The following is a 25,775-nucleotide window of genomic DNA, read 5'->3' as shown; positions in this document are numbered from 1 at the left end:
CCGTCACCCCTCCTCGGGCACGGCGTCCGGGCGCGCGTAGGTGCGGCCCTTCCAGGCCGCGCCCCGTCCCCGGTAGTGCTGCACCGCCGAGTCGACGGTCATGAGGAGATAGAGGAACGCCGTGAACGGCAGCAGGGGGGCGAGCCACAGCGGCTGACGGTAGTAGCGGAGCATCGGGACGTACGTCCCCGTCATGACCAGCCACGCGAGACCGCCGAGGACCGGCGCCGCCGTACCGCCGGCGACGAGACCGGCCAGGACCGCCGCCGGCGGCACCAGATACACCAGCGCCAGCCCGGCGACCGTCCCGGCCAGCAGCAGCGGGTCGTGCCGCAGCTGGGCGTACGCGCTGCGCGAGACCATGCGCCACAGGTCGTGCAGCCGCGGATACGGACGCACGCTGTCCACCCGCTCGGCGAGCCCGAGCCAGACGCGGCCGCCGCCGCGCTTGACGGCCCGAGCGAGCGCCACGTCGTCGATCACGGCGTGCCGGATCGCGTCCGGGATCCGTGTCCGCTCCGCGGTGCCCGCCCGCAGCAGGACGCAGCCCCCGGCGGCGGCCGCGGTCCGGCCCGTCGCGGCGATCCGGCGGAAGGGGTAGAGCTGTGCGAAGAAATAGACGAACGCCGGCACCACGAGCCGTTCCCACACGCTCTCCACCCGGAGCCGGGCCATCTGCGAGACGACGTCGAACCCACCGGAACGGGCCGCCGCCACCAGCTCCCGCAGACTGTCCGGAGCGTGCGCGATGTCGGCGTCCGTCAGCAGGAGGTACTCGGGATCACGCGCGCCTGCCAGCCCGATGCCGTGGCGCACCGCCCACAACTTGCCGGTCCAGCCCGCCGGCGGCTCGCCCGGCGAGCCCACCGTCAGCGGCAGCCCGCCGTGCCGGCGGGCCAGCTCACGCGCCAGCTCTCCGGTGCCGTCCGCGCTGCCGTCGTCGACGAGGAAGATCTCCGCCCGCCCCGGATAGTCCTGCGAGAGCAACGACGGCAGCGCGGCGGGCAGCACGGCCGCCTCGTCGCGGGCGGGGACGACGACACACACCGACGGCCACACGTCCGGCTCCGCACGCGACGGCAGGCGCACATCGGTGCGCCAGAAGAAGCCCTGGCCGAGCAGCAGCCACAACCAGGCGAGGAGTGATCCGGCGGCGGTCCACACAACGGCGCTCACGGCCGCAGTCTGCCCCACCGGCCCTGTCCGGTACCGCTCATCGTCTATCGTGATCGGGTGAAGATCGCGCTGATGGACTCCGGAATCGGTCTGCTGGCGGCCACCGCCGCGGTACGGCGGCTGCGCCCCGACGCCGATCTCGTGCTCTCCCTGGACCCCGACGGCATGCCCTGGGGGCCGCGCACGCCCGAGGACCTGACCGAGCGCGCCCTGGCCGTCGCCGAGGCCGCCGCAGCGCGCGGTCCCGAGGCCCTGATCGTCGGCTGCAACACCGCGACCGTGCACGCGCTCAGCGCCCTGCGCGCCCGGCTCGAGCCGGAGCTGCCGGTCATCGGCACCGTTCCGGCCATCAAGCCGGCCGCGGCCGGTGGCGGGCACCTCGCCATCTGGGCCACCCCGGCCACCACGGGCAGCCCGTACCAGCAGAACCTGATCAAGGACTTCGCCGGTGGTGTGCCCGTCACCGAGGTGCCCTGCTGGGGCCTCGCCGAGGCGGTGGAGCACGCGGACGAGGAGGCGATCGACGCGGCCGTGTCCGCGGCCGCCGCCCTCACCCCGGCCGAGGTGACCACCGTCGTCCTCGGCTGCACCCACTACGAGCTGGTGGCCGAGCGCATCCGGGCCGCCGTCCAGCGCCCGGGCCGCCCGCCTCTCGTGCTGCACGGCTCCGCCGGGGCCGTGGCCGCCCAGGCCCTGCGCCGCCTCGGCCTGCAGCCCGCGCCGGGTGCCGCCCCGCACGGCACGCTCACCGTGCTGCTCAGCGGACGCGAGGGCGCCCTGCCCGCCCCGGCGCTGGCGTACGCGGAAGGGCGCCTGCTGCAGGCGGTCACGCCCGCCCGCTGACCGGAGCCGCGGTCGCCGGCCGACCCGTGCGGCACGGCGTCCACCCGGCGCAGTCACGCTCCGCCACGAGGTACCAGCGGAGCGAAATCTGAGTACCCTCAAAGGCATGAGGGACCACCGCCACGGCGAGAACGCCCCGCACCCGCACCCGGACGTCTGGACCGGCCGGGCCACCAACCGGGTGCAGTGGCTGCTGGCGCTCGTGGGCGCCGCCTGCATGGCACTCGGCATCGAGCTGGCCGTCGACTCGGCGTGGACGTCCGGCGTCGCCCCGCTGGTGATGGCCGTCGTCGGGTGCATCGCCGCCGGGCTGCTGGTCCTCTTCGGAACGCTCGCCTTCGTGCACGTCGCCCTGCGGGTCGACCAGGAACACCTCGAGGTGCGCTGCGGCCACATCGGCGTCCCCCGTCGCCGTATCCCGCTCTCCAGCGTGGTCGGTGCCACGTACATCTCCCACGTCACCCCCCGCCACTGGGGCGGCTGGGGTTACCGGTGGCGGCCCGAGAAGGGCACCGCGGTGGTCGTACGACGCGGTGAGGGCGTCGAGCTGGAGCTGTGGGACGGGCACACCTTCACGATCACCGTCGACGACGCGGAGGCGGCCGTACGGGTGATCGAGGCACGGCTGCGGCCCAGCAAGCCGGGCGCTCCCGCGCACTGAGCCACCGGACCGCCGGGCCGCAGGGGCGCCGGACCGCCGGGCCGCAGGGGCGCCGGGAAGGCGTCACGGTTGTGATCAGCGGCCCGCGGCGCCGGGCGCCGGGTGTCCGCCCGTCATCGCGCGGGGGTGCGTCCCGCTCCGCGCGCCGGGACTCCCGCCGTACGGCTCGACGACTCGTCGGCGAGGGGCCGCGCCGTGGCCATGCCCGCCAGCAGGCCCGCACCGACGGACACCGCCGTGAAGCTCAGCGCGTTACCGAGGGCGGCGATCGCGGCGAGCGCCGTCAGGGCGGCGCCCGCGGTGAGTGCCACCGGGGTCGGGCGCGGGCCGCGCCACAGGGCGTACAGCACCCAGCCGAACACCGCCGCGAGCAGGGCCGCCCCGACGATCCCCTGCTCCGCGGCCTGTTGCAGGGGCGCAGAGTGCGGCTTGTCGTCGGACAGCAGGGACTGCGCGGACGCCGTGCTCAGTTCCCCGAAGCGGCCCGGGCCGGCCCCGGCCAGGGCGTCGTCCCCCAGCAGATGCCACGCGTCCCGCCACAGACTTACGCGGTGCGGTGTCAGCCGCCCCTCCGCGGCCGCCACGAAGCCGCCCGGTACGGCCCGCGCGGCAATCGCCCAGACCAGGGCGGTCACCAGGACGGCCACCGCGGCCAGCGTGGCCATCCCGGCGCCCCGTTGCCGCGTACGGCCGACGGCCAGCGAGCACAGCAGCACCGCGAGACAGGTCACCGAGCCGCTGGTGGAGCCGAGCACGACGGCCAGCACCACGGTCCCGGCGGCCAGCAGCCGCAGGGTGATCCGAACGGCCGGTACCGGCGAGGCCCAGGCCGCGCAGCACGCGGCACCGGCCGACAGGGTCAGTACGGCGGCGGTTGCCCCCGCGTGCCCCAGGGGCGCCGCGATCTGCGGGCCCGGCGCGAGATGGGGAACGGCCGCCGTCAGCGCCATGCCGGCCAGCGCCCCGGCCAAGGGCGCACCGACCGGGAGCAGCGCCCCGCTGATCCGTCCGGCGGCGTACCCGGCTGCCACGGCCAGCACCGCCAGGAGCACCCCCTCGGGCCTGCCGTCGTGCACGGCCGCCGTGATCAGGGACCAGGCGGCACAGGCCCCCAGCACCACGATGCCCGCCGCGTCAGAAACGATTCGTCTGTCACCGTCCGCGTCCGGCCCGGACGCGGACGTCATCCCGCTGGAACCCACCCCGCCCGCCCCCCGGCGCACCGTCGCCCCCGACTCGTGAAGACCCCGGTCGCACCGGCCGTCACGGGCCGTACGAGCGAGGCTTGGCACACCGTAACGGCTGGTGGACGGTTTTGGGATGTGTCGTGACGGACTGAACAGGAAGTCCGCCGCGCGTACCGCGCTGTCGGCTCCCAGGTCACGCGCCTTAGACTCCGGGAGTGACCGTCACCGCAACCTCCGTCGGCGAGTCGGACCAGCTGGAGCCGCGGACCGCGCCCGGGGCGCGACCGTGGGCCCGGCGGCTCGTGCGCCTCGTCCCGGCCGCCTCAGCCGCGCTCTCCGGCCTGCTCCTCTACGTCTCCTTCCCGCCCCGCACGCTGTGGTGGCTGGCCCTGCCGGCCTTCGGCGTCCTCGGCTGGGTGCTGCGCGGCCGCGGCTGGAAGGCGGCACTGGGCCTCGGCTACCTCTTCGGCCTCGGCTTCCTGCTGCCGCTGCTGGTGTGGACCGGAGTGGAGGTGGGGCCGGGCCCCTGGCTCGCCCTGGTGGCGATCGAGGCCCTCTTCGTCGCCGCGGCCGGCGCCGGGATCGCGGCCGTCTCGAAGCTGCCCGGCTGGCCGGTGTGGGCCGCGGCCGTGTGGATCGCCGGCGAGGCGGCACGCGCGCGTGCGCCCTTCAACGGCTTCCCTTGGGGGAAGATCGCCTTCGGCCAGGCCGACGGCGTGTTCCTGCCGCTCGCCGCGGTGGGCGGCACCCCCGTGCTGGGCTTCGCGGTCGTCCTGTGCGGCTTCGGGCTGTACGAAGTGGTCCGGCTGGCCGTGCGCTGGCGGAGGACCGGTGCGGTGCGGCGCGGCGCGGCGGCCGTGGGCCTGCTGAGCCTGGCCGTCCCCGTGGTGGGCGCCGTCGCGGCCCGGCCGCTCGTCAGTGACACGGCCGAGGACGGCACCGCCACCGTCGCCGTGATCCAGGGCAACGTGCCGCGCGCCGGCCTCGACTTCAACTCCCAGCGGCGGGCCGTACTCGACCACCACGCGCGCGAGACCGAACGGCTGGCCGCCGAGGTGAAGGCAGGAAAGGTCGCACGGCCGGACTTCGTGCTCTGGCCGGAGAACTCCTCCGACATCGACCCCTTCGCCAACCCCGACGCCCGGGCCGTCATCGACGCGGCCGCCAAGTCCATCGGCGTGCCGGTCTCGGTCGGCGGCGTCGTCGAGCGGGACGGCAAGCTGTACAACGAGCAGATCCTCTGGGACCCGGCCGAGGGACCCGTGAACACCTACGACAAGCGCCAGATCCAGCCCTTCGGCGAGTACCTGCCGCTGCGCTCGCTCATCGGCGCCGTCAACAAGAACTGGACGGCGATGGTCCGCCAGGACTTCAGCCGGGGCACCGAGCCGGGCGTGTTCACCATGGACGGCGCCAAGGTCGGCCTCGTCACCTGCTACGAGGCGGCCTTCGACTGGACCGTGCGCTCCGAGGTCACCGACGGCGCCCAGATGATCTCCGTGCCCAGCAACAACGCCACCTTCGACCGCAGCGAGATGACCTACCAGCAGCTCGCCATGTCCCGGGTCCGCGCGGTCGAGCACAGCCGGACCGTGACGGTGCCCGTGACCAGCGGTGTCAGCGCGATCATCATGCCGGACGGCAGGATCACACAGAAGACCGGCATGTTCGTGGCCGATTCCCTGGTGCAGAAGGTGCCGCTGCGGTCGTCCCGGACCCCCGCCACCCGGCTCGGCACCCTGCCGGAGATCGCCCTCGTCCTGGTCGCGGCCGGCGGACTCGGGTGGGCCGTCGGCGCCGGGCTGCGCGGGCGACGCGCCGGTGACGTGTAGCCGTACGCCCGTCGCACGCCGTTTGAAGCGCACCGGGGCGCCTGTGAGCGGCCCGTTAGGGTCGACGGCATGGCTACTCCCGACTTCATCCGCACCCTCCGCGCCTCGGCCGGTCAGCAGTTGCTCTGGCTCCCCGGCGTCACCGCCCTCGTCTTCGACGACGAGGGGAGAGTGCTGCTCAACCGCCGGGCCGACACCGGCAAGTGGTCCGTGCTCGGCGGCATCCCGGAGCCGGGGGAGCAGCCCGCCGCCTGCGCGGTGCGCGAGGTCTACGAGGAGACGGCCGTACGCTGCGTCGCCGAACGGGTCGTCGTCGTCCAGGCCCTGGCCCCCGTCACCTACGAGAACGGCGACGTCTGCCAGTACATGGACATCACCTTCCGCTGCCGGGCCGTAGGCGGCGAGGCCCGGGTCAACGACGACGAGTCGCTGGACGTGGCGTGGTTCGACATCGACGCGCTGCCCGAACTGAACGAGTTCGGCCTGCACCGGATCAAACAGGCCCTGTCGGGTGCCCCCACATGGTTCGACCCCACTGCCTCCGGCTGAACTATGGGGCGTGACCACATGGGGTGGGGCGCGGGCGCTGCCTAGGGTCGAACCATGACCGCGCACCGTGCCCTCCCCGTCCCCGACGCCGCCCCGCTCGACCTGGGCGGGCGCACCGCGCTCGTCACCGGCGCCGCCGGTGGCATCGGCCGTGCCTGCACGCTGCGGCTCGCGGCGGCCGGGGCCAAGGTGAGAGCCGTCGACCGGGACGGGGCAGGCCTGGAGGCGCTGGCGGGCCAGGGCCACGGCCTCGCCGGAACGGTGGAGCCGCACGTCCTCGACCTCACCGACCTGGACGCTGCCGAGCTCGCCGCCGCGGGCACCGACGTCCTCGTCAACAACGCCGGGATCCAATTGGTCCGCCCCATCGAGGAGTTCCCGCCCGAGGCCTTCCACACGGTGCTCACCGTGATGCTGGAGGCACCGTTCCGGCTCATCCGCGGGGCCCTGCCCCACATGTACGGGCAGGGGTGGGGCCGCGTGGTGAACGTGTCCTCCGTGCACGGGCTGCGCGCCTCGGCCTACAAGTCGGCCTACGTGGCGGCCAAACACGGCCTGGAGGGACTGTCCAAGACCACCGCCCTCGAAGGCGCGCCCCACGGTGTCACCTCGAACTGTGTGAACCCCGCCTATGTGCGCACCCCACTGGTGGAGAAGCAGCTCGCCGACCAGGCCCAGGCGCACGGCATCCCCGAGGAACGCGTCCTGTCCGAGGTGCTGCTGCGGGACAGCGCCGTCAAACGACTCATCGAACCGGAGGAGGTCGCCGAGGCCGTGGCGTATCTCTGCAGCCCGCAGGCGTCCTTCGTGACCGGCACCTCGCTCGTGCTCGACGGTGGCTGGACCGCCCACTGAGCGGCCGCTCCCGTCGGCCCGGGGAGTTGTCCACAGGGCTGACGGGGCGGCCCGGTCTTGGGGAATCCTGTGAGCATGTCCAGCGATCACGTGCAGTCCGCCGAAGTGCCGTTCCTCGAGCTCCTGGCCAGGGGCGCATCGGCCGACGCCTACGAGCAGCCGGAACTGCTCGCGCGGGCCGAAGGCCGCCCGGCGGAGTGGATCGCCCTGCTCCGGCAGGCCAAGCCGCTCGCCCTGCGCGTCCGCGCCGAGCTGGAGGGGCGACGCCGGCGCGAGGCCGAGCTGTCCGCACTGTTCGAGACCGCCCACGACCTAGCCGGGCTGCGCGACCTCGACGCGGTACTCCAGGCGATCGTCCAGCGCGCCCGCTCGCTGCTCGGCACGGACGTCGCCTACCTCAGCCTGAACGACACGGAGCGCGGCGACACCTACATGCGGGTCACCGAGGGCTCCGTCGCGGCCCGGTTCCAGCAGCTGCGGCTCGGCATGGGGGAGGGCCTCGGCGGTCTGGTCGCCCAGACGGCCCGCCCCTACGTCACCGACGACTACTTCAAGGACGACCGCTTCCAGCACACCCTCACCATCGACGCGGGCGTGCGGGACGAGGGCCTGGTGGCCATCCTCGGTGTGCCGCTGACGCTCGGGCACCACGTCATCGGCGTGCTGTTCGCCGCCGACCGGCGTGCCCGCGTCTTCGAGCGGGAGCAGATCGCCCTGCTCGGATCGTTCGCCGCTCTCGCCGCGGCCGCCATCGACACCGCCAACCTGCTCGCCGAGACCCGGTCGGCGCTCGCGGGCCTGGAGCGGGCGAACGAGATCATCCGGGACCGCAGCGGCGTCATCGAGCGCGCCTCCGACGTGCACGACCGGCTCGCCGAACTCGTCCTGCGCGGCGGCGGAGTGCACGACGTGGCCGCGGCCGTCTCCGAGATCCTCGACGGCACCGTCGAGTTCGCCGAGGCCGCCGCCGCACCCGCCGCGGCCCTGGAGAAGTCCGGCGCGCAGGGCCACGCCGTGCTCCACGAGGACGACTGGATCGCCGCCGTCGCCGCCGGTGGCGAACTGCTCGGGGCACTGGTGCTGCACGGGCACCCGGGGCTCGACCCCGTCGACCAGCGCACGCTGGAGCGCGCGGCCATGGTCACCTCCCTGCTGCTCCTGGCCCGCAGATCCGCCGCCGAGGCCGAACAGCGCGTGCGCGGTGAGCTGCTGGACGACCTGCTCGACGCCCGGGCCCGTGACCCGCGCCTGCTGAGGGAGCGCGCGGCCCGGCTCCACGCCGACCTCGACGCCCTCCACGTGGTGCTGGCCGCGCGACTGGAGGGCGAGCCCACCGATGCCGACCAGGAGGCGGACGCCCGCAGACGTCTGGCAGCGGCGGCGTCCCACCTGGCCGCGACCCGGCACGGCCTTGCCGCGGCCCGCGACGGGGGCACCGTCCTGCTGCTGCCGCTCGGCCCCGGCGGCTCCGCGACCGATCTGGCCCGCCGCGTGGCCCGGCACCTGGGCACGGCGGTCCACGCGACGGTCACGGTCGGCGCCTCCGCACCCGCCGAGGATCTCGCCGCCCGCCCCGGGGCCGTGGCCACGGCCTACGCGGAGGCCCGCCGCTGTCTCGAAGCCCTGCGCGTCCTCGGCCGCCGCGGGGACGGTGCGGCCGCCGAGGACTTCGGGTTCCTGGGACTGCTCCTGGCCGGTGACCGGGACATCCCGGGCTTCGTCGACCGCACCATCGGAGAGGTCGTCGCCTACGACCGGCGACGCGGCACGGAACTGCTGCGCACCCTCGACGCGTACTTCACCTGCGGCATGAGCCCCGTGCGCACCAAGGACGCACTGCACGTCCATGTGAACACCGTCGCCCAGCGCCTGGAGCGCGTCGGGCGCCTCCTCGGCGACGACTGGCAGAACCCGGCCCGGGCCCTGGAGATCCAACTCGCCCTGCGCCTGCACCGGTTGTCGGCACCGACACGGCACTGACCCCCGTACGCGGGACGTACGGGGGCCGGCGGCCGTGGCGCGGGCGTGGATTCCTGGCGGCTCAGACGGTCCGGGCGTCCTCCACGGCCGCCGCCCGGCCCGCCTCCTGCCCGGCGGGAACGGCGACGTCGGCCAGGTCGCGGTGGCGGGTCTCCTTGGCCGCCGCCACCGCGATGACCGTGAGCACGGCGGCGGCGATCACGTACAGGGCGATCGGTGTGGAGCTGCCGTAGTCGGACAGCAGGGCGGTGGCGATCAGCGGCGCGGGCGCGCCCGCCGCGACCGAGGCGAACTGGGCGCCGATCGACGCGCCGGAGTAGCGCATCCGTGTCGCGAACATCTCGGAGAAGAAGGCGGCCTGGGGCGCGTACATCGCCCCGTGCAGGACCAGGCCGACGGTGACGGCGAGGATCAGGTTGCCGAAGCCCCCGGTGTCGATCAGCGAGAAGAACGGGAACATCCACAGCCCGACACCGACCGCGCCCACCAGATACACGGGCCGCCGGCCGATCCGGTCGGACAGCGCGCCCCACGCCGGGATGACGGCGAAGTGCACGGCCGAGGCGATCAGCACCGCGTTCAGCGCGGTCTGCTTGGAGACGCCGGCCGAGGTGGTGGCGTAGACGAGGATGAACGCGGTGATCACGTAGTAGCTGATGTTCTCCGCCATCCGCGCCCCCATCGCCACCAGGACGTCACGCCAGTGGTGTCGCAGCACGGAGACGAGCGGCAGTTTCTCGGCGTCCGCCGCCACGTCCGCCCTGCGGGCTTCGGCTGCCGCCAACGCCTGCTTGAAGACGGGCGATTCATCGACGGACAGACGAATCCACAAACCGACCATCACCAGCACCCCGGAGAGCAGGAACGGCACCCGCCAGCCCCAGCTGCCGAACGCGGCATCCGACAGCAGGGCCGTGAGCAGGGACAGCACACCGGTGGCGAGGAGCTGCCCCGCCGGTGCGCCGGTCTGCGGCCACGACGCCCAGAAGCCGCGGCGCCGCGCATCGCCGTGCTCCGACACCAGCAGGACGGCACCGCCCCACTCGCCGCCCAGCGCGAATCCCTGGACCAGCCGGAGCACGGTGAGCAGCACCGGCGCCGCCGTCCCGATGGAGGCGTGCGTCGGCAGCAGCCCGATCGCGAAGGTCGCCCCGCCCATCAGCAGCAGACTCAGCACCAGCAGCTTCTTGCGCCCGAGCCGGTCCCCGTAGTGCCCGAACACCAGCGCGCCCAGGGGCCGGGCGGCGAACCCGACCGCGTACGTCAGGAACGAAAGCAGGGTGCCGACGAGCGGGTCGGAGTCCGGGAAGAACAGCTTGTTGAACACGAGGGCCGCGGCGGATCCGTAGAGGAAGAAGTCGTACCACTCGATGGTGGTGCCGATGAGGCTGGCGACGACGATGCGCTTGAGATTGCCCGGGGGTGGGGGAGCGGTGGTTGCTGAGGCCATGTGCGCCACTTCCTCGTGTGCGGTGGGGACGGGTGGGTGTGCGCACACGGTAGGAATCCGCACGTCAGTGGCACATGTGGTGGGACTACATAGTTCGGGGGCGGGGTGTGCGTGCAGCCCCTATGCGGGTGATGCGTGGGCCGTCTCGAGGCCTTGCACGGTGGCAGGTCGGACAGCACCGGATCTCGTCACTACGGCGGCATTCGGCCAACACTTCGTGCCCTTTCCGCCTCCGGACAACCGCGCGACCGGTCCGTTCCTCTCACAGCGCGGGCGGAGCAAGACGCCTCTCACCTGACGGCCCCGGCCCGTATCCCGCGGACGCGTGGTGCCGCCTGCTTCCTTCTCACAGCACCGGAGGACGAGCCAACCATGACCAGAAGACGCACCGCTCGGCTGCGGCGTACGCTGCTCGCCGGCACCACGGCCGTCGCCGTGACGGCCGTCACGGCCGGCATCGTGGCCGCGGCGCAGGACCCCGCGAAGGCCGCCAAGGGCCCCCAGCTGAGCATCGTCGCGGCGACCGACTCGGTGACGCTCACCTCCTGGAAGGAGGAGCCGGGCGTGTACCTGGACCTCGGCACCTACCTCATCGCCGAGGGGACGCCGCTGGAGCTCAAGGTGACCCGGAAGTCCTACAAGGACCCGGTGACCGTCACTCAGACCGTGTACGAGGGCGGCAAGCCCAAGGCGAAGAAGCTGCCCAAGGGCACCGTGAAGGACTTCTCCGGGCTGCCCGGCTTCTCGGAGATCACCCTCACCGACAAAGCCGGCAAGAAGGTCCTCACCCGCAGCGAGAGCTTCTGCCCGAACAACGCCAGCGGCCGAGTGCGGCCCGACGCGCCCTCCACCTCCAAGTATCCGGAGAGCTGCCCCACCAACCCCTTCACCCTCGGCTCGGTGTGGGGCGTCGAGAAGGGCTGGGCGGCCAACACCTACGCGGGCTCCTACACGGAGCCGGTGCAGCTGCCCGCCGGTACGTACACGGCCAAGGTCGGTGTCGCCAAGAAGTACCGCGACCTGTTCGGCATCGCCGACAAGGCGGCCACGGTCAAGGTGACCGTGGTGGAACGCAGCGGCGAGGACGAAGAGGGCCCCGTCGGCGCGGCGCCCCGCTCCGCGAAGGCCGGCGAGCACGCCGGGCACGGTGCCGGTCACCAGGCGCCGTCCGAGCACGCCGGGCACGGTGCCGGTCACCAGGCGCCGTCCGAGCACGCCGGGCACGGCGCCGGTCACCGGGCCCCGTCCGCGCACGCCGGTCACGGGCCGGGGCATGCCCCGACCGCCGCCGAGGCCGCCGCGCCGGTGACGAGCGGCGCGGGTCCCTCGTACAACGTGGGCCACGGTCCGTTGAAGGCGGCGCCGCCGGCCCTGCCGTGGGCGCTGAAGAAGAAGCAGATGTCCGCGCAGTCTCCGCAGGCCGGGGACACCGGCGGCCAGACCGACGGCTCGCGTCAGGCGCCCGCTCTCAAGCCGCTGTCGAAGCGCCCCACCGGCAAGGCCTCCGTCCCGGACGTCCCCAAGCCGGACCTGCGCTCGCTGCCGGCCTACGGCATCACGATCAGCGACGGCGACAAGGACATCCCGGGCAAGGACTACCTGGCGTTCAGCGCCAACGTCTGGAACGCCGGCCCGGCGCAGCTCGTGGTGGACGGGTTCCGCAAGCCCGGCAAGGCCAAGATGGACGCCTTCCAGTACTTCTACGACGCCAAGGGCAAGCAGGTCGGCTACACCCCCACCGGCACCATGGAGTGGGACCCGCGCCCGGGACACGTGCACTGGCACTTCACCGACTTCGCCAGCTACCGGCTGCTGAAGGCGGACAAGAAGGAGGCCGTGCGCAGCGGCAAGGAAGCGTTCTGCCTGGCCAACACCGACGCGATCGACTACACCGTGAAGAACGCCAACTGGCACCCGTACAACACGGACCTGGCCACCGCCTGCGGCGAGGAGAACTCGATCTCCGTCCGCGAGGTGCTGGACGTCGGATCCGGTGACACCTACACCCAGGACCTGCCGGGCCAGTCGTTCGACATCACCGGCGTGCCCAACGGCACCTACTACATCCAGGTGCTGGCCAACCCCGAGAAGCGCCTGAAGGAAACCGACCTCGGCAACAACAGTGCACTCCGCAAGATCGTGCTCGGTGGCGAGCCGGGCAAGCGGACGGTCAAGGTGCCGGCGCACGACCTGGTGAACGCCAACTGACCCCGCCGCGCGACTGGTAGGGCGTCCCCGCCCGGGATCAGGGCGGGGACACTGCCGTTCGCGGCATTCTCTGAGCGGGAGTTGATTACGGGCCGCTCAGCGCGGCGTCGGGGCCTCGCAGACCAGGGAGGCGTCGGATCTACCAGCAGATCGGTCACGCCATGTTCGACGGGCCTGCGCCGGACGGTGCTCCAGCTCCCGGTGCGGGCACCCCCGAGCCGGATTCGAACAGCCGCGATTCGGCCGATCTGTGGCCCCGGGCGCTCGACGTCGGCGAACACCTCCACCGCGCCATGGTGGACGCCGAGTTCCAGGCCTACGTGTGGTGGTACATCCGGCGCGGATACGGCCCCATGCGGGAGGACGGCCGGATCAGCAAGCGGGGTGCCGCCATGGCGCACTTCTCCAAGTTCGTCCGGCCCGGGCCGGTACGGATCGCGGCGACCCCGACCCCTCAGCCGAACGTCCACGTCTCGGCGTACCGGGGGATCGGCTCCCGGCTGGTCGTCGTCGCCGTCAACAAGGAGACCTCGCACGTGAGTCAGCAGTTCGTCCTGCGGAACGACACCTCGTCCGGTGTGTCGTCCCGGCTGACGGACTCCGGCCGGACCCTCGCGTCCCAGGGCAGGAGCACCGTGACGAACGGCTCCCTCACCGGTCAGCTTCCCGCTCGGAGCGTGACGACCTTCGTGACCGGGTGACACTCCGCACCGACGGCCGGTGTCCTACCAGCCCCCGTCGAGGAAGGCGGCCAGGGCCTGGGACGAGTGTGCGGCGCTGGTGGTGTTCGCGACGGCGATGACGAGGGTGAGGACGGCGCAGAGGGCGGAGGCCGCGATGCCGGCCTTCGTCGCGCGTCTCGACCGGGCGTCGGGCACCGCCCTGTGCCGCCTCCACAGGACGGCGGCGACGCCGGCCAGGGCGAGTCCGACCGTGGCAGCCATGGCGGCCAGGACCGCGTGGTACAGGGCGAAGTCGCCGGTCATCGCGGTGAGAGCGGGCGAGTGCCCCTCGGTGGGATGGTCGGCGATCTGCTGCCGCATCTGGGCCAGGGTGCGGGCCAGTTCGCCGTCGGAGTGCGCGTCGCCGCCGGTCAGCATGGGGAGCAGGGAAGCGAAGGGGGCCACCGCCCCTTGCACGTTGGCCACCAGCGCGACCAGGGCGAACGGCCCGAGCAACGCGACCAGGGCGCCTGCCGGCACGAGGAGGAGGCGGCCGGGCCGCTCTTCCGCCCGCTGCCGGGCCAGCCGCCCGAGGAGGACGCCGAGCACGACGACCGCTGCGAGGAGCAGGGCGGACAGGGAGGCCTTGACGAGGTGGAAGCGGAACCAGAACTCGACCGTGGAGTCCAGTTGCCGGGGGAAGTCCGGACTGCCGGAATCCCAGTAGGCGACCAGGCCGCGGCGGAAGGACGCCGCGACGTTCCCGGAGTCGACGCCGTCGTGTGCCAGCGTGCCCGGCACCACGAAGAAGGCGGCCAGCAGCGCTCCGCTCGTCGCGGTCAGCACGCCGACCCGCCACCCTGGCGCGGTGGTGAGGCGAGGGTGGGACAAGTGGCTGTTCATGAAAGGGCCTTGGTCTAGGAGGCGACGCCGTTCCGCGCGGACGGAGGGACGGGAAAGCTGCAGCCCTCGGCACAGAAGCTAACGCGGCCGCGCGCAGGCGGTCTGTGGGGCCACCCGCCGAGTTCTTGCTGGGGCTGCCCCCACCTCCACCGCCGCTCCTGACGTCGAGGAGGGGTGACCCGGCCTCTGCGGCCAGGATGTGACGCGCCGGCGATCGCACACCGGGTGACGCACCGGGCCGGGCCGGGAAGCCGTGCGCGCACATGCCGTGTCTGCGCACGTTCTTGATCGTTCCAAGTGACGTGGAAACGAGCGCTGCTTGGGCCCGGGGTGCGGGCAGGACGGCGGTGGCCGCCGTACTCGCGGTACTGCTGGCCGGAGGCTGTGCCGGGCCGCCGCAAACTGAACTGCCCACATCGGAGCAGGCGCGCAACGACCTGATCAGGTCAGCGCAGCAGGTGCTGGTGGACCGGTGCATGACCGCCCGTGAGGCCGCGGGGCCGTCCGCGTCGCGGGAGGACGCGCTCTTCGGCACGGCCCCGGCCGAACTGGAGATCACCCTTGCCACCGGACACACCGTCCGCACCCACACGGACGGCTGCCTGGCGCAGGCGCACCGCTACCTCTACGGCGACCAGGCCCGTTGGTTCCGAGCCGAGGTCACCGTCAACCAGCTGCGCCCCGAGGCGCAGGCCCGGCTCAAGGAGGACCCCCGCTACCGGGCAGCGCTCGCACGCCGGGCCGCCTGCCCAGAGGACGACACCAGGTGTGCGCGAGAGAGCGGGCTCGGCGACCTCAGGGCACGGCTGGAGCCCGCCCGGCTCGCCGCCGTCCGCGCCGCGCACCGTGACGACATCGCCACCTACGAGCGGTTGCGCGACCACGCACTGCACCGCGCGGCACGGCTACTGGCCGGCCGCCCCACCCCCCACCGGAAAGGTCCCGTCCCGTCATGACGCACAGCAGGCTGTTCTCCGCCCTCGCGGCGGTCTTCCTCTTCTTCACCGGCGCGCTCACCACCGCCGGCACGGCCGGTGCCGCGGACTGCCCGAGCGGTGAGTTCTGCGTGTGGCAGAACGCCGACTTCTCCGGTCAGCGCGCCAACTGGTCCGGTGACGACCACTGGTGGGAGAGCTGGATCGCGGACACGGACTCCTCCTGGGCCAACCACGGGATCTCGGGGCCGGGCATCAAGGACCACGTCCGGGTCTACTCCAGTGCCAGTCTGGGAGGACACATGACGATCTGTCTCGCCCCCGGCCAGGAGGTCGGCCACAACGGCGCGGCGAACGACCAGGGTGATTCCCACACCTGGGCCATGAGCTGCTGACACGGCCGAGCGAAGCCCCTGCCCGACGTACGTCACGCAGGGGCTTCGTACTGCGACCGAGCACCCGGTCCCCGCACCGGGACCGGGGCGGGGGTTCCGGGACCGGCCGGCTACCCGGCGACGGGCTTCCTGACGCGGGCGGTCTCGTCCCGCACGAGCAGGGAGAGCAGGGAAGCCACGGAGAGTCCGGCTTCGGCCGGGTGGCGCAGCACCTTGTCCGGTTCGATGCGGTAGGTGTTCGTGCGGCCGTCCCGGGTGTGGGAGAGATAGCCGTCCTGCTCCAGATCGGAAATGATCCGCGAGACGGCGCGTTCCGTGAGACGGCAGCGGGCGGCGATGTCGCGGATGCGGACGTTCGGGTTGTCGGCAATGGCTGCCAGTACGCGCGCGTGGCTGGTGATGAACGTCCATCCGCTGTGGGACTCGGGCACTCCGACCATGCGCAGCATATTAAGGGGCACCGTTGCCTGAACATAGATACATGACATACTTTTCATGCAACGCAGGACGTGCTCCCCTCGGGGAGAGTCACAGAAGGAGCCCGAAGGTGCCCTGGGACGAGACCGGCATGCCGGCACCCGCACGCGACACCGGCGCCCAGGTGCAGATAGCAGGCGCGCACACCCCGGACGGGGCCGTGGTGAAGCAGTACGCATGGCGCGGGGCCTGGGTCATCATCGCCCGCGGCTCCTACGACATGGACTCGATCACGCCACTGGCGGACGCGATGGCGGCGGCCGTCAGGAAGCACCCGAAGGTGATCCTGGACGCCTCCGGCATCACCTTCGCGGACTCGACGCTGCTGAACCTGCTGATCCTCACGCACCAGACGGGCGCCCTGCGGGTGGTCGCGCCGTCCCCGCAGCTCCAGCGCCTCTGTGAGATCACCGGAGTCGACCGTCTCCTGGAGGCACGGGATTCCGTCGACGCCGCCGCCGTCTCCTGAACGGGGCGGCCCGGCTGAACGGGTCCGCTCGGCTCTCGTGACCCGCCTTCCGGCCCGCCTGCCGCCGTCGCCGACGGGGTCCGGGGTGTGCTGACGGAGTTCGGCCGAGGTTGATGACTCCTGCTTTGTTCAGGGCTTGAAATGTGGGTTAACCTGCGGCGTATTTCCACATCGCATACACATCTGTAAGCGTGGAACACGCATGCACGACAACCGGCGCCGCTCATCGGCCCGGGGGTTCCGAGTCCTCGGCTTCGAGGGCTCTTGGGGAGCGGAACGAGGGTGCGCATGACCAGCGACAGCACTGGGGTCGTCGATGCGGTGCCGGGCGACCAGGAGTTGCGTCGGCTGCTGGCAGGTCTGACGGCTGTCCGTGACGGGGACTTCGGTACCCGGCTGCCGGACGACGCCGACGGCCTCATGGGCGACATCGCCACGGTCTTCAACGGCATGGTCGACCAGCTGTCCGTGTTCACCTCCGAGGTCACGCGGGTGGCCCGCGAGGTCGGTACCGAAGGCACCCTCGGCGGTCAGGCGGAGGTGCCCGGGGTCTCCGGCACCTGGGCCGACCTGACCGACTCGGTGAACGCGATGGCGGGCAACCTGACCACCCAGGTCCGCGACATCGCCCAGGTGGCCACGGCGGTCGCCAAGGGCGACCTCTCACAGAAGATCGACGTGCCCGCCCGTGGCGAGATCCTCCAGCTGAAGGAGACCGTCAACACGATGGTCGACCAGCTGTCCGCGTTCGCCGACGAGGTCACGCGGGTCGCCCGCGAGGTCGGCAGCGAGGGGCGCCTCGGCGGCCAGGCGCAAGTGCCCGGCGTGGCCGGGGTCTGGCGCGATCTGACCGACTCCGTCAACCACATGGCGGGCAATCTCACCAGCCAGGTCCGCTCCATCGCACAGGTCACCACGGCGGTAGCGGAGGGCGACCTGTCGCAGAAGATCACCGTGGACGCGCGCGGGGAGATCCTGGAGCTGAAGAGCACCATCAACACGATGGTCGACCAGCTGTCGGCGTTCGCCGACGAGGTGACGCGTGTCGCCCGGGAGGTCGGCACCGAGGGGCGCCTCGGGGGCCAGGCGGACGTCAAGGGCGTCAAGGGCACCTGGCGGGACCTCACCGACTCCGTGAACTTCATGGCGGGCAACCTCACCGGCCAGGTCCGCAACATCGCGCTGGTGGCCACGGCGGTCGCCAAGGGCGACCTGTCGCAGAAGATCACCGTGGACGCGCGGGGCGAGATCCTGGAGCTGAAGAGCACCATCAACACGATGGTCGACCAGCTGTCGGCGTTCGCCGACGAGGTGACGCGTGTCGCCCGGGAGGTCGGCACCGAGGGACGTCTCGGCGGCCAGGCCCAGGTCCGCGGGGTCTCGGGGACCTGGAAGGACCTCACCGACAACGTCAACGTCATGGCGTCCAACCTGACCGGCCAGGTCCGCTCCATCGCCCAGGTCGCCACCGCCGTGGCGCGCGGCGACCTGTCGCAGCGGATCACCGTCGAGGCCGCGGGCGAGGTCGCGGCACTGGCCGAGGTCATCAACACGATGGTCGACACCCTCTCGGCGTTCGCCGACGAGGTCACGCGTGTCGCCCGCGAGGTGGGCACCGAGGGGCGTCTCGGCGGCCAGGCACACGTGCCGAACGTCGCCGGCACCTGGAAGGACCTCACCGACAACGTCAACTCGATGGCCAACAACCTCACCGGCCAGGTGCGCAACATCGCGCTCGTGACGACCGCGGTGGCCCGGGGAGACCTGTCGAAGAAGATCGACGTGGACGCCCGCGGCGAGATCCTCGAACTCAAGACGACGATCAACACCATGGTCGACCAGCTGTCGGCGTTCGCCGACGAGGTCACCCGCGTCGCCCGCGAGGTCGGCACCGAAGGACGCCTCGGCGGCCAGGCCGAGGTCGAGGGTGTCTCCGGCACCTGGAAACGCCTCACGGAGAACGTCAACGAACTGGCGGGCAACCTGACCCGCCAGGTGCGGGCCATCGCCGAGGTCACCAGTGCGGTGGCCGAGGGCGACCTGACCCGGTCGATCAACGTGGAGGCCTCCGGCGAGGTCGCCGAGCTCAAGGACAACATCAACTCGATGGTGGAGTCCCTGCGCGAGACCACCCGGGCCAACCAGGAGCAGGACTGGCTCAAGACGAACCTCGCACGCATCTCGAGCCTGATGCAGGGACACCGGGACCTGCCCGTCGTGGCCGAGCTGATCATGGACGAGCTGGTTCCCCTGGTGTCGGCCCAGTACGGCGCCTTCTACCTCGCCGAGGACGGCGACGACGGGCCCGAACTGCGGCTCGTCGGCTCCTACGGCTACCCGGAGGAGAGCAGCCGGCCCTCCCGCATCGCCTTCGGCCGTACCCTGGTCGGCCAGGCCGCCCGCAGCCGGCGCACCATCATGGTGGAGGAACTGCCGGACGGCTACGTGACCATCTCCTCGGGACTCGGCCAGGTGGTGCCGTCCGCGCTGGTGCTGCTGCCCATCGTGGTCGAGGGTCAGGTCCTCGGCGTCATCGAGCTGGCGTCGGTCACCCCCTTCACACAGATCCACCGGGACTTCCTCGCCCAGCTGATGGAGACCATCGGCGTCAACGTCAACACCATCGTGGCCAACGCCCGCACCGACGAGCTGCTGGTCGAGTCCCAGCGCCTCACGGTCGAACTCCAGGCCCGCTCCACGGAGTTGCAGGTCCAGCAGGAGGAACTGCAGCGCTCCAACGCGGAACTGGAGGAGAAGGCCTCGCTGCTGGCGGCGCAGAACCGCGACATCGAGGCGAAGAACCTGCAGATCGAGCAGGCGCGCCAGGAACTGGAGACCCGCGCCCAGCAGCTGTCGCTGGCCTCGAAGTACAAGTCGGAGTTCCTGGCCAACATGAGCCACGAACTGCGCACCCCGCTCAACAGCCTGCTGATCCTCGCCCAGTTGCTGGCCCAGAACCCGTCGCGCAACCTCACGCCCAAGCAGGTCGAGTACGCCCAGATCATCCACTCCGCCGGTTCGGACCTGCTCCAGCTGATCAACGACATCCTCGACCTGTCGAAGGTCGAGGCCGGAAAGATGGACGTCACGCCCGAGCGGGTGACGCTGCGTCAGCTCATCGAGTACGTGGAGGCCACTTTCCGGCCGATGACCACGCAGAAGAGCCTGGAGTTCACGGTGACGACCGCGCCCGGCGCACCGGCGGACGTGCTCACCGACGACTCCCGGCTCCGCCAGGTCCTGCGCAACCTGCTGTCGAACGCCGTGAAGTTCACCGAACAGGGCGGCGTGGAACTGAGCATCGAGCCCGCGGACGAAGACGAGGTGCCCGCAGGCGTCGTGCGGGGCGCCTCCGTGGTCGCCTTCCGTGTCAAGGACACCGGCATCGGCATTCCGGAGCAGCACCTGGAGACGATCTTCGGAGCGTTCCAGCAGGCGGACGGCACGACGAGCCGGAAGTACGGCGGCACCGGTCTGGGCCTGTCCATCACGCGGGAGATCGCCCAACTGCTCGGCGGAGCCGTCTCGGTGCACAGCACGCCCGGCCAGGGCAGTACGTTCACGCTGTTCCTGCCCGTGGCACGCCCCGACTTCGAGGAACTGCTCCACTCCGGCAGACCCCTGGAGCGCGTCTCGGCGGAGCCCGTACCGGAGGGACTGACCGGTTCGGTGCCGGTGCCCCAGATCGGGCCCGGCCCCCGGCCCCGGCGGCTGCTCGTCGTGGAGGAGCGGTCCCGCGGTCTGCTGACCCTCGTCGCGGAGAGCGTGGTCGCCGACCTGACACACGGCCGGACGGACGGTGCCCAGCGGCCCGCGGTCGATGTCATCACCGCCGTCGGAGCGCAGGAGGCGGCCGGTGCCCTCGCGTCCGAGCCGTGCCACTGCGTCGTCCTGGAGCTGGGCATGCGCGACGACGAGGCGTCCCGCTTCCTCCAGGCCCTGGAGGGCGACTCGGCGCTGACCAGTGTTCCGGTGCTGGTGCACAGCAGCCACCCCATGGACGCCCCCCTGGACGAGACACTGCGCTCCCGTTCCGAGGGCGGCGCGCTGGAGCTGCTGTCCAGCCTCGACGAACTGCGCGAGCGCATCGCCCTGCACCTGTCCGCCGAGGAACCCGGGGACGTGCTCTCCCTCGTCCGCACGGAGGGGCCGCAGCAGCTGACGCCGCCCGTCGCCCATGACGCGTCGGCCGGCCGTACGGTCCTCGTCGTCGACGACGACGCGCGCAACCTCTTCGCGCTGAGCGGGATCCTGGAGCTGCACGGCTTCCGCGTCCTGCACGCCGAGAACGGACGCAGAGGCATCGAGACGCTCGTGAACAATCCGGACGTGGCCCTCGTGCTGATGGACGTGATGATGCCGGAGATGGACGGTTACACCGCGACGGCCGAGATCCGCCGCATGCCGCAGTACGCCGAGCTGCCCATCATCGCCGTCACGGCGAAGGCGATGCCGGGCGACAGGGACAAGAGCCTCGCCTCGGGGGCCAGCGACTACGTCACCAAGCCCGTCGACACGCGCGACCTCATGGCCTGCGTCCGCCGCTGGCTGCCGGCATGAGCACACCGGCGTCCGACCCGTACACCGGCGGGCCGGGCGCCCCCCAGCGCCTGTCGTTCCGCGCCCCAGGGCACCCCAGCCGAGGAGCATCCACACCGTGAGCATGTCCGAGCAGTCGCGCGAGCCGGGTGACGGCGAGCCGAAGCGCGGTTCGGCCGCCGGTCCGGAGCCCTCCCCGTCACCGGTGAGCTCCGACGCGCTGTCCCGCACCCCCGACGCGGTACTCGAAACCCCTGACCAGGAAGCGGCCTCCGGAGGGCCGGTCACCTCCGACGGGCCGCCCGAGTCCGGAGCCGCACCGCCCGCCGACCCCGAGGATCCGTCGGCCGCGACCCCCGTGGGCCGGCTCGCCGCCACCGTGGAACGGCTCAGCCGGGAGGTGCGGGCCGCCCAGGCGGAGGCCGAGGGGCGTGCCCTGATCGAGCTCGCCAAGGGCGTCCTGGTCGAACGGTTGCAGTGCGGTCCGGCCCAGGCCGCCCGGCAGCTCGCCCAGTTGGCCGAGCAGGCCCAGGTCACCCCCCTGGAACTGGCCGTCGACGTCATCAACCAGGCCGCCCGGGACCGGATGTCCGAGGTGACGGACGCCTTCCTCGCCGCCACCCGGGCCGCCGACGAGGCGGACACCGAGTCGGCCGCCGTACGCCTGCGCGCGGCCGAGAGCGGCGTCCTGGCGGCGGACGACGCCCAGGCCGTGGCCGACGCCCTGCTGGAGCAGGCGTTGCGCCCGCTCGGCGCGGTGGCCGTGGCCATATGGGCCGTGGGCGCCGACGGTTCGCTGACTCTGGCCGGCAGCGCCGGTTTCTCGCCGGCCGAGGCGGAGCGCTGGCGTTACGTCCCGCCGGACGTGGTGACCGTGGCGCGGCGGGGCCTCATCGAGCGCGAGGGGCAGTGGATCACCACCCTCGGCGTGACCGGACTGCCCACCATCGGCCTGCACCACCACCCGGACGGCGGCCGGGCCGCCCTGCCCGCCGGCACCGGAGGCCGTATCCACGGTGTGCTGGAGATCGCCTGGCCGGCCCCGCTGGAACCGCAGCCCCCGCAGATCGTCCGGCAGGTGGAGGCGCTGGCCGAACTGTGCGCCCACACCCTGGAGATGTACACGCCGCCGCAGGGAGCGGCCCAGGAGCCGCGCGTGCTGCCGGACGCCGCCGAGCTGATGGACCTCGCCGACGGGCTGTACGACCCCGCCCTCGTCCTGGTTCCGCATCTGGACACCGACGGGCACCTGGTGGACTTCCGCATCCAGCACGTGAACAGCCGCTTCCTCGACCCGGCAGGCCGGCCGCGGGCGGTCGTGAACGGGGCGCTGCTCCTGGAGGCCTACCCGATGGCCGCCGGGGACAGCGAACTGTTCCAGCGCGTCGAGCGGGTCTACGCCACGGGCGAGCCCTTCCGGGCCCGCCGGATGAACCTCACCGCCCTCGTCGACCAGGTCCCCCTGTCGGCCGTCGCGGACATCAGCATCAGCCGACACGGCATGTCCGTCCTCCTCATCTGGCGCATCGAGGACGAGACGGCCCGGCTGGCGAGCCTGCTCCAGCACGCCCAGCGGCTGGGCCGCATCGGCGGGTTCGAGGAGAACGTGCTCACCGGCGAGATCACCTGGAACGGGCAGCTGTTCGACCTCTACGGACGCCCCGAGACGAGCACCCCGGTGCCGCTGGAGGAGCTGCCGGCCCACGCCCACCCGGACGACGGCGTATCCATCGGCCGTTTCCTGCGCACCTTGCTGCACCACCAGCGGCCGGCGGCCGCCGCCTTCCGGCTGCAGCGGCCGGACGGGGTGACCCGTCACATCCGGATCGTCGCCGAACCGGTGCTCGACACCGACGACCGGTTGCTCCTGGTGCGTGGCGCCTACCAGGACATCTCGGCCCAGCACTGGACCGAGGTGGCGCTCGCCGCGACCCGCGACCAACTGGCGCACACCGAACAGCAGGCCACCGAACGCAACCGGCTGACCCTGCAGTTGCAGCACGCCATCATGCCGCCCACTCAGGCGCCGTTGCAGGTGTCCGGTCTCCAGGTGGCCGTGCGCTACCGCCCCGCGGAGACCGAGCAGTTGGTGGGCGGCGACTGGTACGACGCCGTCGTCCTGCCGTCCCGGAAGGTGCTGTTGTGCGTCGGGGACGTGGCCGGGCACGGCATCGAGGCCGCCACCAGCATGGTCGTCCTGCGCAACGCGCTGCGCGGCCTGGCCGTGACCGGCGCCGGTCCGGGCCAGCTGCTGTCCTGGCTCAACATCGTGGCGCACCACCTGACCGGCGCCGTCACCGCGACCGCGGTGTGCGGACTGTACGACCCGGTCACGCGGACGCTGCGCTGGGCCCGGGCCGGGCACCTCCCGCCCGTCCTCGTCCGGGACACCGAAGCGGCCCCCCTGCCCCTGGTCAAGGGCCTGCTGCTGGGGGCAGTCCCCGAGGCCGTGTACGAGGAGACGGAGCTGCAACTGGCCCCCGAGGACACCCTGCTGATGTACACGGACGGCCTGGTCGAGCGCCGGGACCGGCCCGTGGAGGAGTCCCTGACCCACCTCCTGACCACCGCCCGTACGGCACCCAGCACGCTCGACCAGCAGCTGGACCGCCTCCTGACCTACAGCAAGTCGGACACCGACGACGACACCTGCATCGTGGGCATAAGGGTCGGCTGAGGCGACAGTACGTCCCGTGGGGCCGGCGCACGGTTCCTAGTCCTCGTACCGGGGCGTCCACTGCGCCCGGGCGACTGCCTCGCGCAGTTCCTCCTCCGTGGCTTGCGGTGCCACCCCGTCCTCGACGGCGGCGAGGGCCGCGGCCAGCGCGATCTCGCGGGCGGACTCCCGCATGCCGGTCAGCGGCGGCAGCAGCGGCACGGGGAGGTCGTCGCCGTCCGCCGCACGCACCGCGCACCTCGCCACGGCCCGGGCGGCCGCCACGAGCATGCGGTCCGTGACCCGCGTGGCCCCGCTCGCGGTCACCGCGAGGCCCATCGCCGGGAAGACGTACACGTTGTTCGACTGCGCCACGGGAACCTCGCGCCCGTCGACCTTCAGCGGCGGGAAAGGCGAGCCGGTGGCGATCAGCGCCCGCCCGTCGGTCCAGCGGGTGAGGTCGGCGGGGTCGGCCTCGGAGTGCGAGGTGGGGTTGGACAGCGGGAAGACGACGGGCCGTTCGCAGGTGGAGGCCATCTGCCGCACGATCTCCTCGGTGAACGCGCCGTGCGCCGTCGACAGCCCGATGAGCGCCGTCGGCTCGGCTCGGCGCACCACCTCGGCGAGGCCGGTGCCGTCCCAGCGGGCCACCTCACTGTCGTCTCGCGCGAACACTCGCTGCTGCGGGGTCAGTTCGGTGCGGGTGGACACCAGCAGTCCGTCGACGTCGACGATCCAGAACCGCGCCGTCGCCTCGTCCTCCGACAGGCCCTCGTCGACCATGGCCGTACGGATCATGCCGGCGACGCCGATGGCGGCGGACCCCGCGCCGAGGATCACCACGCGCTGCTCGGTGAGCGGGGTGCCGGCCACGTCCGCCGCCGTGGACAGGGCGCCGAGCGTGACGGCCGCGGTGCCCTGGATGTCGTCGTTGAACGTGAGCAGCCGGTCCCGGTAGCGGGCGAGGATCGGGTGGGCGTGCGCCGTGGCGAAGTCCTCCCACTGCAGCAGCGTCCCGGGCAGCTCCGCCTCCACCGCCGAGACGAACGCCTCGATCATCTCGTCGTACTCGGCGCCGGTCAGCCTCCGGGCGCGCCGGCCGAGGTAGCGGGGGTTGTCGAGCAGGGTCTCGTTGTCGGTGCCGACGTCGAGCAGGACCGGCAGGGTGCGGGCGGGGTGGATGCCGCCGATGGCCGTGTAGAGGCTGAGCTTGCCGATGGGGATGCCCATGCCGCCGACGCCCTGGTCGCCCAGCCCGAGGATACGCTGCCCGTCGGTGACGACGATGACGTCCACGTCGTGGTCCCGGTGCGGGCGGTTGCGCAGGATGTCGCGGAACCGGTGCCGGTCCTCCCAGGTCAGGAAGAGACCGCGCGGCCGCCGGTAGATCTCGCTGAACTTCTGGCAGGCCTCGCCCACCGTCGGCGTGTAGACGACGGGCAGCAGTTCCGACAGGTACTCCGTGACCAGACGGTAGAAGAGCACCTCGTTGGTGTCCTGGAGCTGCCGCAGGTAGATGTGCCGGTTCAGGGCCTTGTCATAGCCGTGGAACGCCTCGTAGGCGCGGGCGACCTGCTCGTCCAGCGTCTCCACGGCGGGCGGCAGCAGCCCTTCGATCCCGAGCTCTTCGCGTTCCTTGCGGCTGAAGGCAGTGCCCCGGTTGACCAGCGGGTCGGCCAGGGTCGTGACGGCGGGGCTGGTGGTGGGGCGGGGGTGATGTGTCGGCTGGTCCATGAGATGACGCCTTCCCGTGACGCGCCGGTTCGTGCGGGTGACGTGTGCCATCCGGACCAACCACAGGCCCCGTGAAAACGTCCCCGGGCACCGACGAGTTCCGCGCCGCCCTCCGGTCCGCCCGTCCGTACGCCCCACCGCGCCCCAACCCCCCGGCAGGAGACAGTGACATGAGGTGACGGCACCTCAGACGCCGCGTCCCATGGGGTGGCCGCCGCCCTCATCGTCCCGCTGCCGGCGCGCAGGCTCCCCCCATGCGGCGCT

The 25,775-nt window shown here is 72.3% G+C and carries 19 protein-coding genes; 13 read left to right on the top strand and 6 right to left on the bottom strand.

Features of this window, described 5'->3' with window-relative positions; genetic code table 11:
- Nucleotides 1-3: 3 nt before the first annotated feature.
- Nucleotides 4-1,194: a glycosyltransferase gene (locus ACIQU3_RS04735; RefSeq protein WP_403923346.1), complete on the bottom strand. Its 1,191-nt coding sequence runs from the start codon at nucleotides 1,192-1,194 to the stop codon at nucleotides 4-6.
- A gap of 39 nt (nucleotides 1,195-1,233) precedes the next feature.
- Here ACIQU3_RS04735 and ACIQU3_RS04730 point away from each other — a divergent pair, with 39 nt between their 5' ends.
- Complete coding sequence (locus tag ACIQU3_RS04730) at nucleotides 1,234-2,019, top strand: glutamate racemase (RefSeq protein ID WP_403727644.1); 786 nt, start codon at nucleotides 1,234-1,236, stop codon at nucleotides 2,017-2,019.
- Between the two features lie 106 nt (nucleotides 2,020-2,125).
- Nucleotides 2,126-2,680: a hypothetical protein gene (locus ACIQU3_RS04725; RefSeq protein ID WP_403727646.1), complete on the top strand. Its 555-nt coding sequence runs from the start codon at nucleotides 2,126-2,128 to the stop codon at nucleotides 2,678-2,680.
- Nucleotides 2,681-2,793: 113 nt separating this feature from the next.
- On the opposite strand, the gene ACIQU3_RS04720 is transcribed toward ACIQU3_RS04725, so the two are convergent.
- The gene (locus ACIQU3_RS04720; RefSeq protein ID WP_403923344.1) at nucleotides 2,794-3,867 is read right to left on the bottom strand and encodes an O-antigen ligase family protein; all 1,074 of its coding nucleotides are present in this window, start codon (nucleotides 3,865-3,867) and stop codon (nucleotides 2,794-2,796) included.
- A gap of 215 nt (nucleotides 3,868-4,082) precedes the next feature.
- Between ACIQU3_RS04720 and lnt the strand changes: the two genes are divergently transcribed.
- The 4 genes from lnt to ACIQU3_RS04700 all read left to right on the top strand — a co-directional run bounded on the left by lnt (nucleotide 4,083) and on the right by ACIQU3_RS04700 (nucleotide 9,083).
- Nucleotides 4,083-5,699 (top strand): apolipoprotein N-acyltransferase, encoded by a 1,617-nt coding sequence (gene lnt, locus ACIQU3_RS04715; RefSeq protein ID WP_403727652.1) that lies wholly within the window; start codon nucleotides 4,083-4,085, stop codon nucleotides 5,697-5,699.
- 69 nt (nucleotides 5,700-5,768) lie between these two features.
- Nucleotides 5,769-6,248 (top strand): NUDIX hydrolase, encoded by a 480-nt coding sequence (locus ACIQU3_RS04710; RefSeq protein ID WP_403923342.1) that lies wholly within the window; start codon nucleotides 5,769-5,771, stop codon nucleotides 6,246-6,248.
- Nucleotides 6,249-6,302: 54 nt separating this feature from the next.
- Entirely contained in the window at nucleotides 6,303-7,103 is an 801-nt protein-coding gene (locus ACIQU3_RS04705) for a 3-hydroxybutyrate dehydrogenase (protein WP_403923340.1), read from the top strand.
- Between the two features lie 75 nt (nucleotides 7,104-7,178).
- A complete protein-coding gene (locus ACIQU3_RS04700; protein WP_403923339.1) occupies nucleotides 7,179-9,083 on the top strand; it encodes a helix-turn-helix domain-containing protein in 1,905 nt (634 codons plus the stop codon).
- Between the two features lie 61 nt (nucleotides 9,084-9,144).
- Here the strand turns inward: ACIQU3_RS04700 and ACIQU3_RS04695 are convergent, their stop codons facing one another.
- Nucleotides 9,145-10,533, bottom strand: coding sequence for an MFS transporter (locus tag ACIQU3_RS04695; protein WP_403923337.1), 1,389 nt, complete (start codon nucleotides 10,531-10,533; stop codon nucleotides 9,145-9,147).
- 372 nt (nucleotides 10,534-10,905) lie between these two features.
- Between ACIQU3_RS04695 and ACIQU3_RS04690 the strand changes: the two genes are divergently transcribed.
- Together ACIQU3_RS04690 and ACIQU3_RS04685 are read left to right on the top strand one after the other, a co-directional pair.
- Complete coding sequence (locus ACIQU3_RS04690; RefSeq protein ID WP_403727664.1) at nucleotides 10,906-12,741, top strand: lysyl oxidase family protein; 1,836 nt, start codon at nucleotides 10,906-10,908, stop codon at nucleotides 12,739-12,741.
- A 161-nt stretch (nucleotides 12,742-12,902) separates the two neighbouring features.
- Nucleotides 12,903-13,442 carry a hypothetical protein gene (locus tag ACIQU3_RS04685; protein WP_403923335.1) on the top strand — a complete coding sequence of 180 codons (540 nt, stop codon included), beginning with the start codon at nucleotides 12,903-12,905 and terminating at the stop codon, nucleotides 13,440-13,442.
- 24 nt (nucleotides 13,443-13,466) lie between these two features.
- Here ACIQU3_RS04685 and ACIQU3_RS04680 read toward each other — a convergent pair whose 3' ends face one another.
- On the bottom strand, nucleotides 13,467-14,306 hold the full coding sequence (locus tag ACIQU3_RS04680) for a tat (twin-arginine translocation) pathway signal sequence (protein WP_403923333.1): 840 nt from the start codon (nucleotides 14,304-14,306) through the stop codon (nucleotides 13,467-13,469).
- A 347-nt stretch (nucleotides 14,307-14,653) separates the two neighbouring features.
- Between ACIQU3_RS04680 and ACIQU3_RS04675 the strand changes: the two genes are divergently transcribed.
- Entirely contained in the window at nucleotides 14,654-15,262 is a 609-nt protein-coding gene (locus ACIQU3_RS04675; RefSeq protein ID WP_403923331.1) for a hypothetical protein, read from the top strand.
- A complete protein-coding gene (locus ACIQU3_RS04670) occupies nucleotides 15,259-15,636 on the top strand; it encodes a peptidase inhibitor family I36 protein (protein ID WP_403923330.1) in 378 nt (125 codons plus the stop codon). The genes ACIQU3_RS04675 and ACIQU3_RS04670 overlap by 4 nt, the downstream gene beginning before the upstream one ends.
- Before the next feature lie 110 nt (nucleotides 15,637-15,746).
- On the opposite strand, the gene ACIQU3_RS04665 is transcribed toward ACIQU3_RS04670, so the two are convergent.
- Nucleotides 15,747-16,076 (bottom strand): helix-turn-helix transcriptional regulator, encoded by a 330-nt coding sequence (locus ACIQU3_RS04665; protein WP_403727677.1) that lies wholly within the window; start codon nucleotides 16,074-16,076, stop codon nucleotides 15,747-15,749.
- 107 nt (nucleotides 16,077-16,183) lie between these two features.
- On the opposite strand from ACIQU3_RS04665, the gene ACIQU3_RS04660 reads away from it, so the two are divergent.
- The 3 genes from ACIQU3_RS04660 to ACIQU3_RS04650 all read left to right on the top strand — a co-directional run bounded on the left by ACIQU3_RS04660 (nucleotide 16,184) and on the right by ACIQU3_RS04650 (nucleotide 23,798).
- Entirely contained in the window at nucleotides 16,184-16,582 is a 399-nt protein-coding gene (locus ACIQU3_RS04660; protein WP_403923328.1) for an STAS domain-containing protein, read from the top strand.
- A 288-nt stretch (nucleotides 16,583-16,870) separates the two neighbouring features.
- Nucleotides 16,871-21,142, top strand: a complete 4,272-nt coding sequence (locus ACIQU3_RS04655; RefSeq protein ID WP_403727681.1) for a HAMP domain-containing protein — start codon at nucleotides 16,871-16,873, stop codon at nucleotides 21,140-21,142.
- 97 nt (nucleotides 21,143-21,239) lie between these two features.
- Entirely contained in the window at nucleotides 21,240-23,798 is a 2,559-nt protein-coding gene (locus ACIQU3_RS04650; protein WP_403727683.1) for a SpoIIE family protein phosphatase, read from the top strand.
- 36 nt (nucleotides 23,799-23,834) lie between these two features.
- Here the strand turns inward: ACIQU3_RS04650 and ACIQU3_RS04645 are convergent, their stop codons facing one another.
- Nucleotides 23,835-25,511: an NAD-dependent malic enzyme gene (locus ACIQU3_RS04645; protein ID WP_403727685.1), complete on the bottom strand. Its 1,677-nt coding sequence runs from the start codon at nucleotides 25,509-25,511 to the stop codon at nucleotides 23,835-23,837.
- Nucleotides 25,512-25,775 lie beyond the last annotated feature (264 nt).

The sequence above is a fragment of the Streptomyces sp. NPDC101110 genome, from assembly GCF_044759525.1.
In the GTDB taxonomy this organism is placed as follows: Bacteria; Actinomycetota; Actinomycetes; order Streptomycetales; family Streptomycetaceae; genus Streptomyces.
The sequence above is the reverse complement of the archived record's forward strand: the minus strand, read 5'-3'. Positions and strand labels throughout refer to the sequence as shown.

Excerpts from the sequence above, each read along its gene's own strand:
- ACIQU3_RS04720 (WP_403923344.1), bottom strand. The coding sequence starts at position 3,867 with ATGACGTCCGCGTCCGGGCCGGACGCGGACGGTGACAGACGAATCGTT.
- ACIQU3_RS04695 (WP_403923337.1), bottom strand. The coding sequence starts at position 10,533 with ATGGCCTCAGCAACCACCGCTCCCCCACCCCCGGGCAATCTCAAGCGC.
- ACIQU3_RS04670 (WP_403923330.1), top strand. The coding sequence starts at position 15,259 with ATGACGCACAGCAGGCTGTTCTCCGCCCTCGCGGCGGTCTTCCTCTTC.
- ACIQU3_RS04700 (WP_403923339.1), top strand. The coding sequence starts at position 7,179 with ATGTCCAGCGATCACGTGCAGTCCGCCGAAGTGCCGTTCCTCGAGCTC.
- ACIQU3_RS04680 (WP_403923333.1), bottom strand. The coding sequence starts at position 14,306 with ATGAACAGCCACTTGTCCCACCCTCGCCTCACCACCGCGCCAGGGTGG.
- ACIQU3_RS04690 (WP_403727664.1), top strand. The coding sequence starts at position 10,906 with ATGACCAGAAGACGCACCGCTCGGCTGCGGCGTACGCTGCTCGCCGGC.
- ACIQU3_RS04645 (WP_403727685.1), bottom strand. The coding sequence starts at position 25,511 with ATGGACCAGCCGACACATCACCCCCGCCCCACCACCAGCCCCGCCGTC.
- ACIQU3_RS04655 (WP_403727681.1), top strand. The coding sequence starts at position 16,871 with ATGACCAGCGACAGCACTGGGGTCGTCGATGCGGTGCCGGGCGACCAG.
- ACIQU3_RS04685 (WP_403923335.1), top strand. The coding sequence starts at position 12,903 with ATGTTCGACGGGCCTGCGCCGGACGGTGCTCCAGCTCCCGGTGCGGGC.
- ACIQU3_RS04705 (WP_403923340.1), top strand. The coding sequence starts at position 6,303 with ATGACCGCGCACCGTGCCCTCCCCGTCCCCGACGCCGCCCCGCTCGAC.
- ACIQU3_RS04725 (WP_403727646.1), top strand. The coding sequence starts at position 2,126 with ATGAGGGACCACCGCCACGGCGAGAACGCCCCGCACCCGCACCCGGAC.
- ACIQU3_RS04665 (WP_403727677.1), bottom strand. The coding sequence starts at position 16,076 with ATGGTCGGAGTGCCCGAGTCCCACAGCGGATGGACGTTCATCACCAGC.
- ACIQU3_RS04710 (WP_403923342.1), top strand. The coding sequence starts at position 5,769 with ATGGCTACTCCCGACTTCATCCGCACCCTCCGCGCCTCGGCCGGTCAG.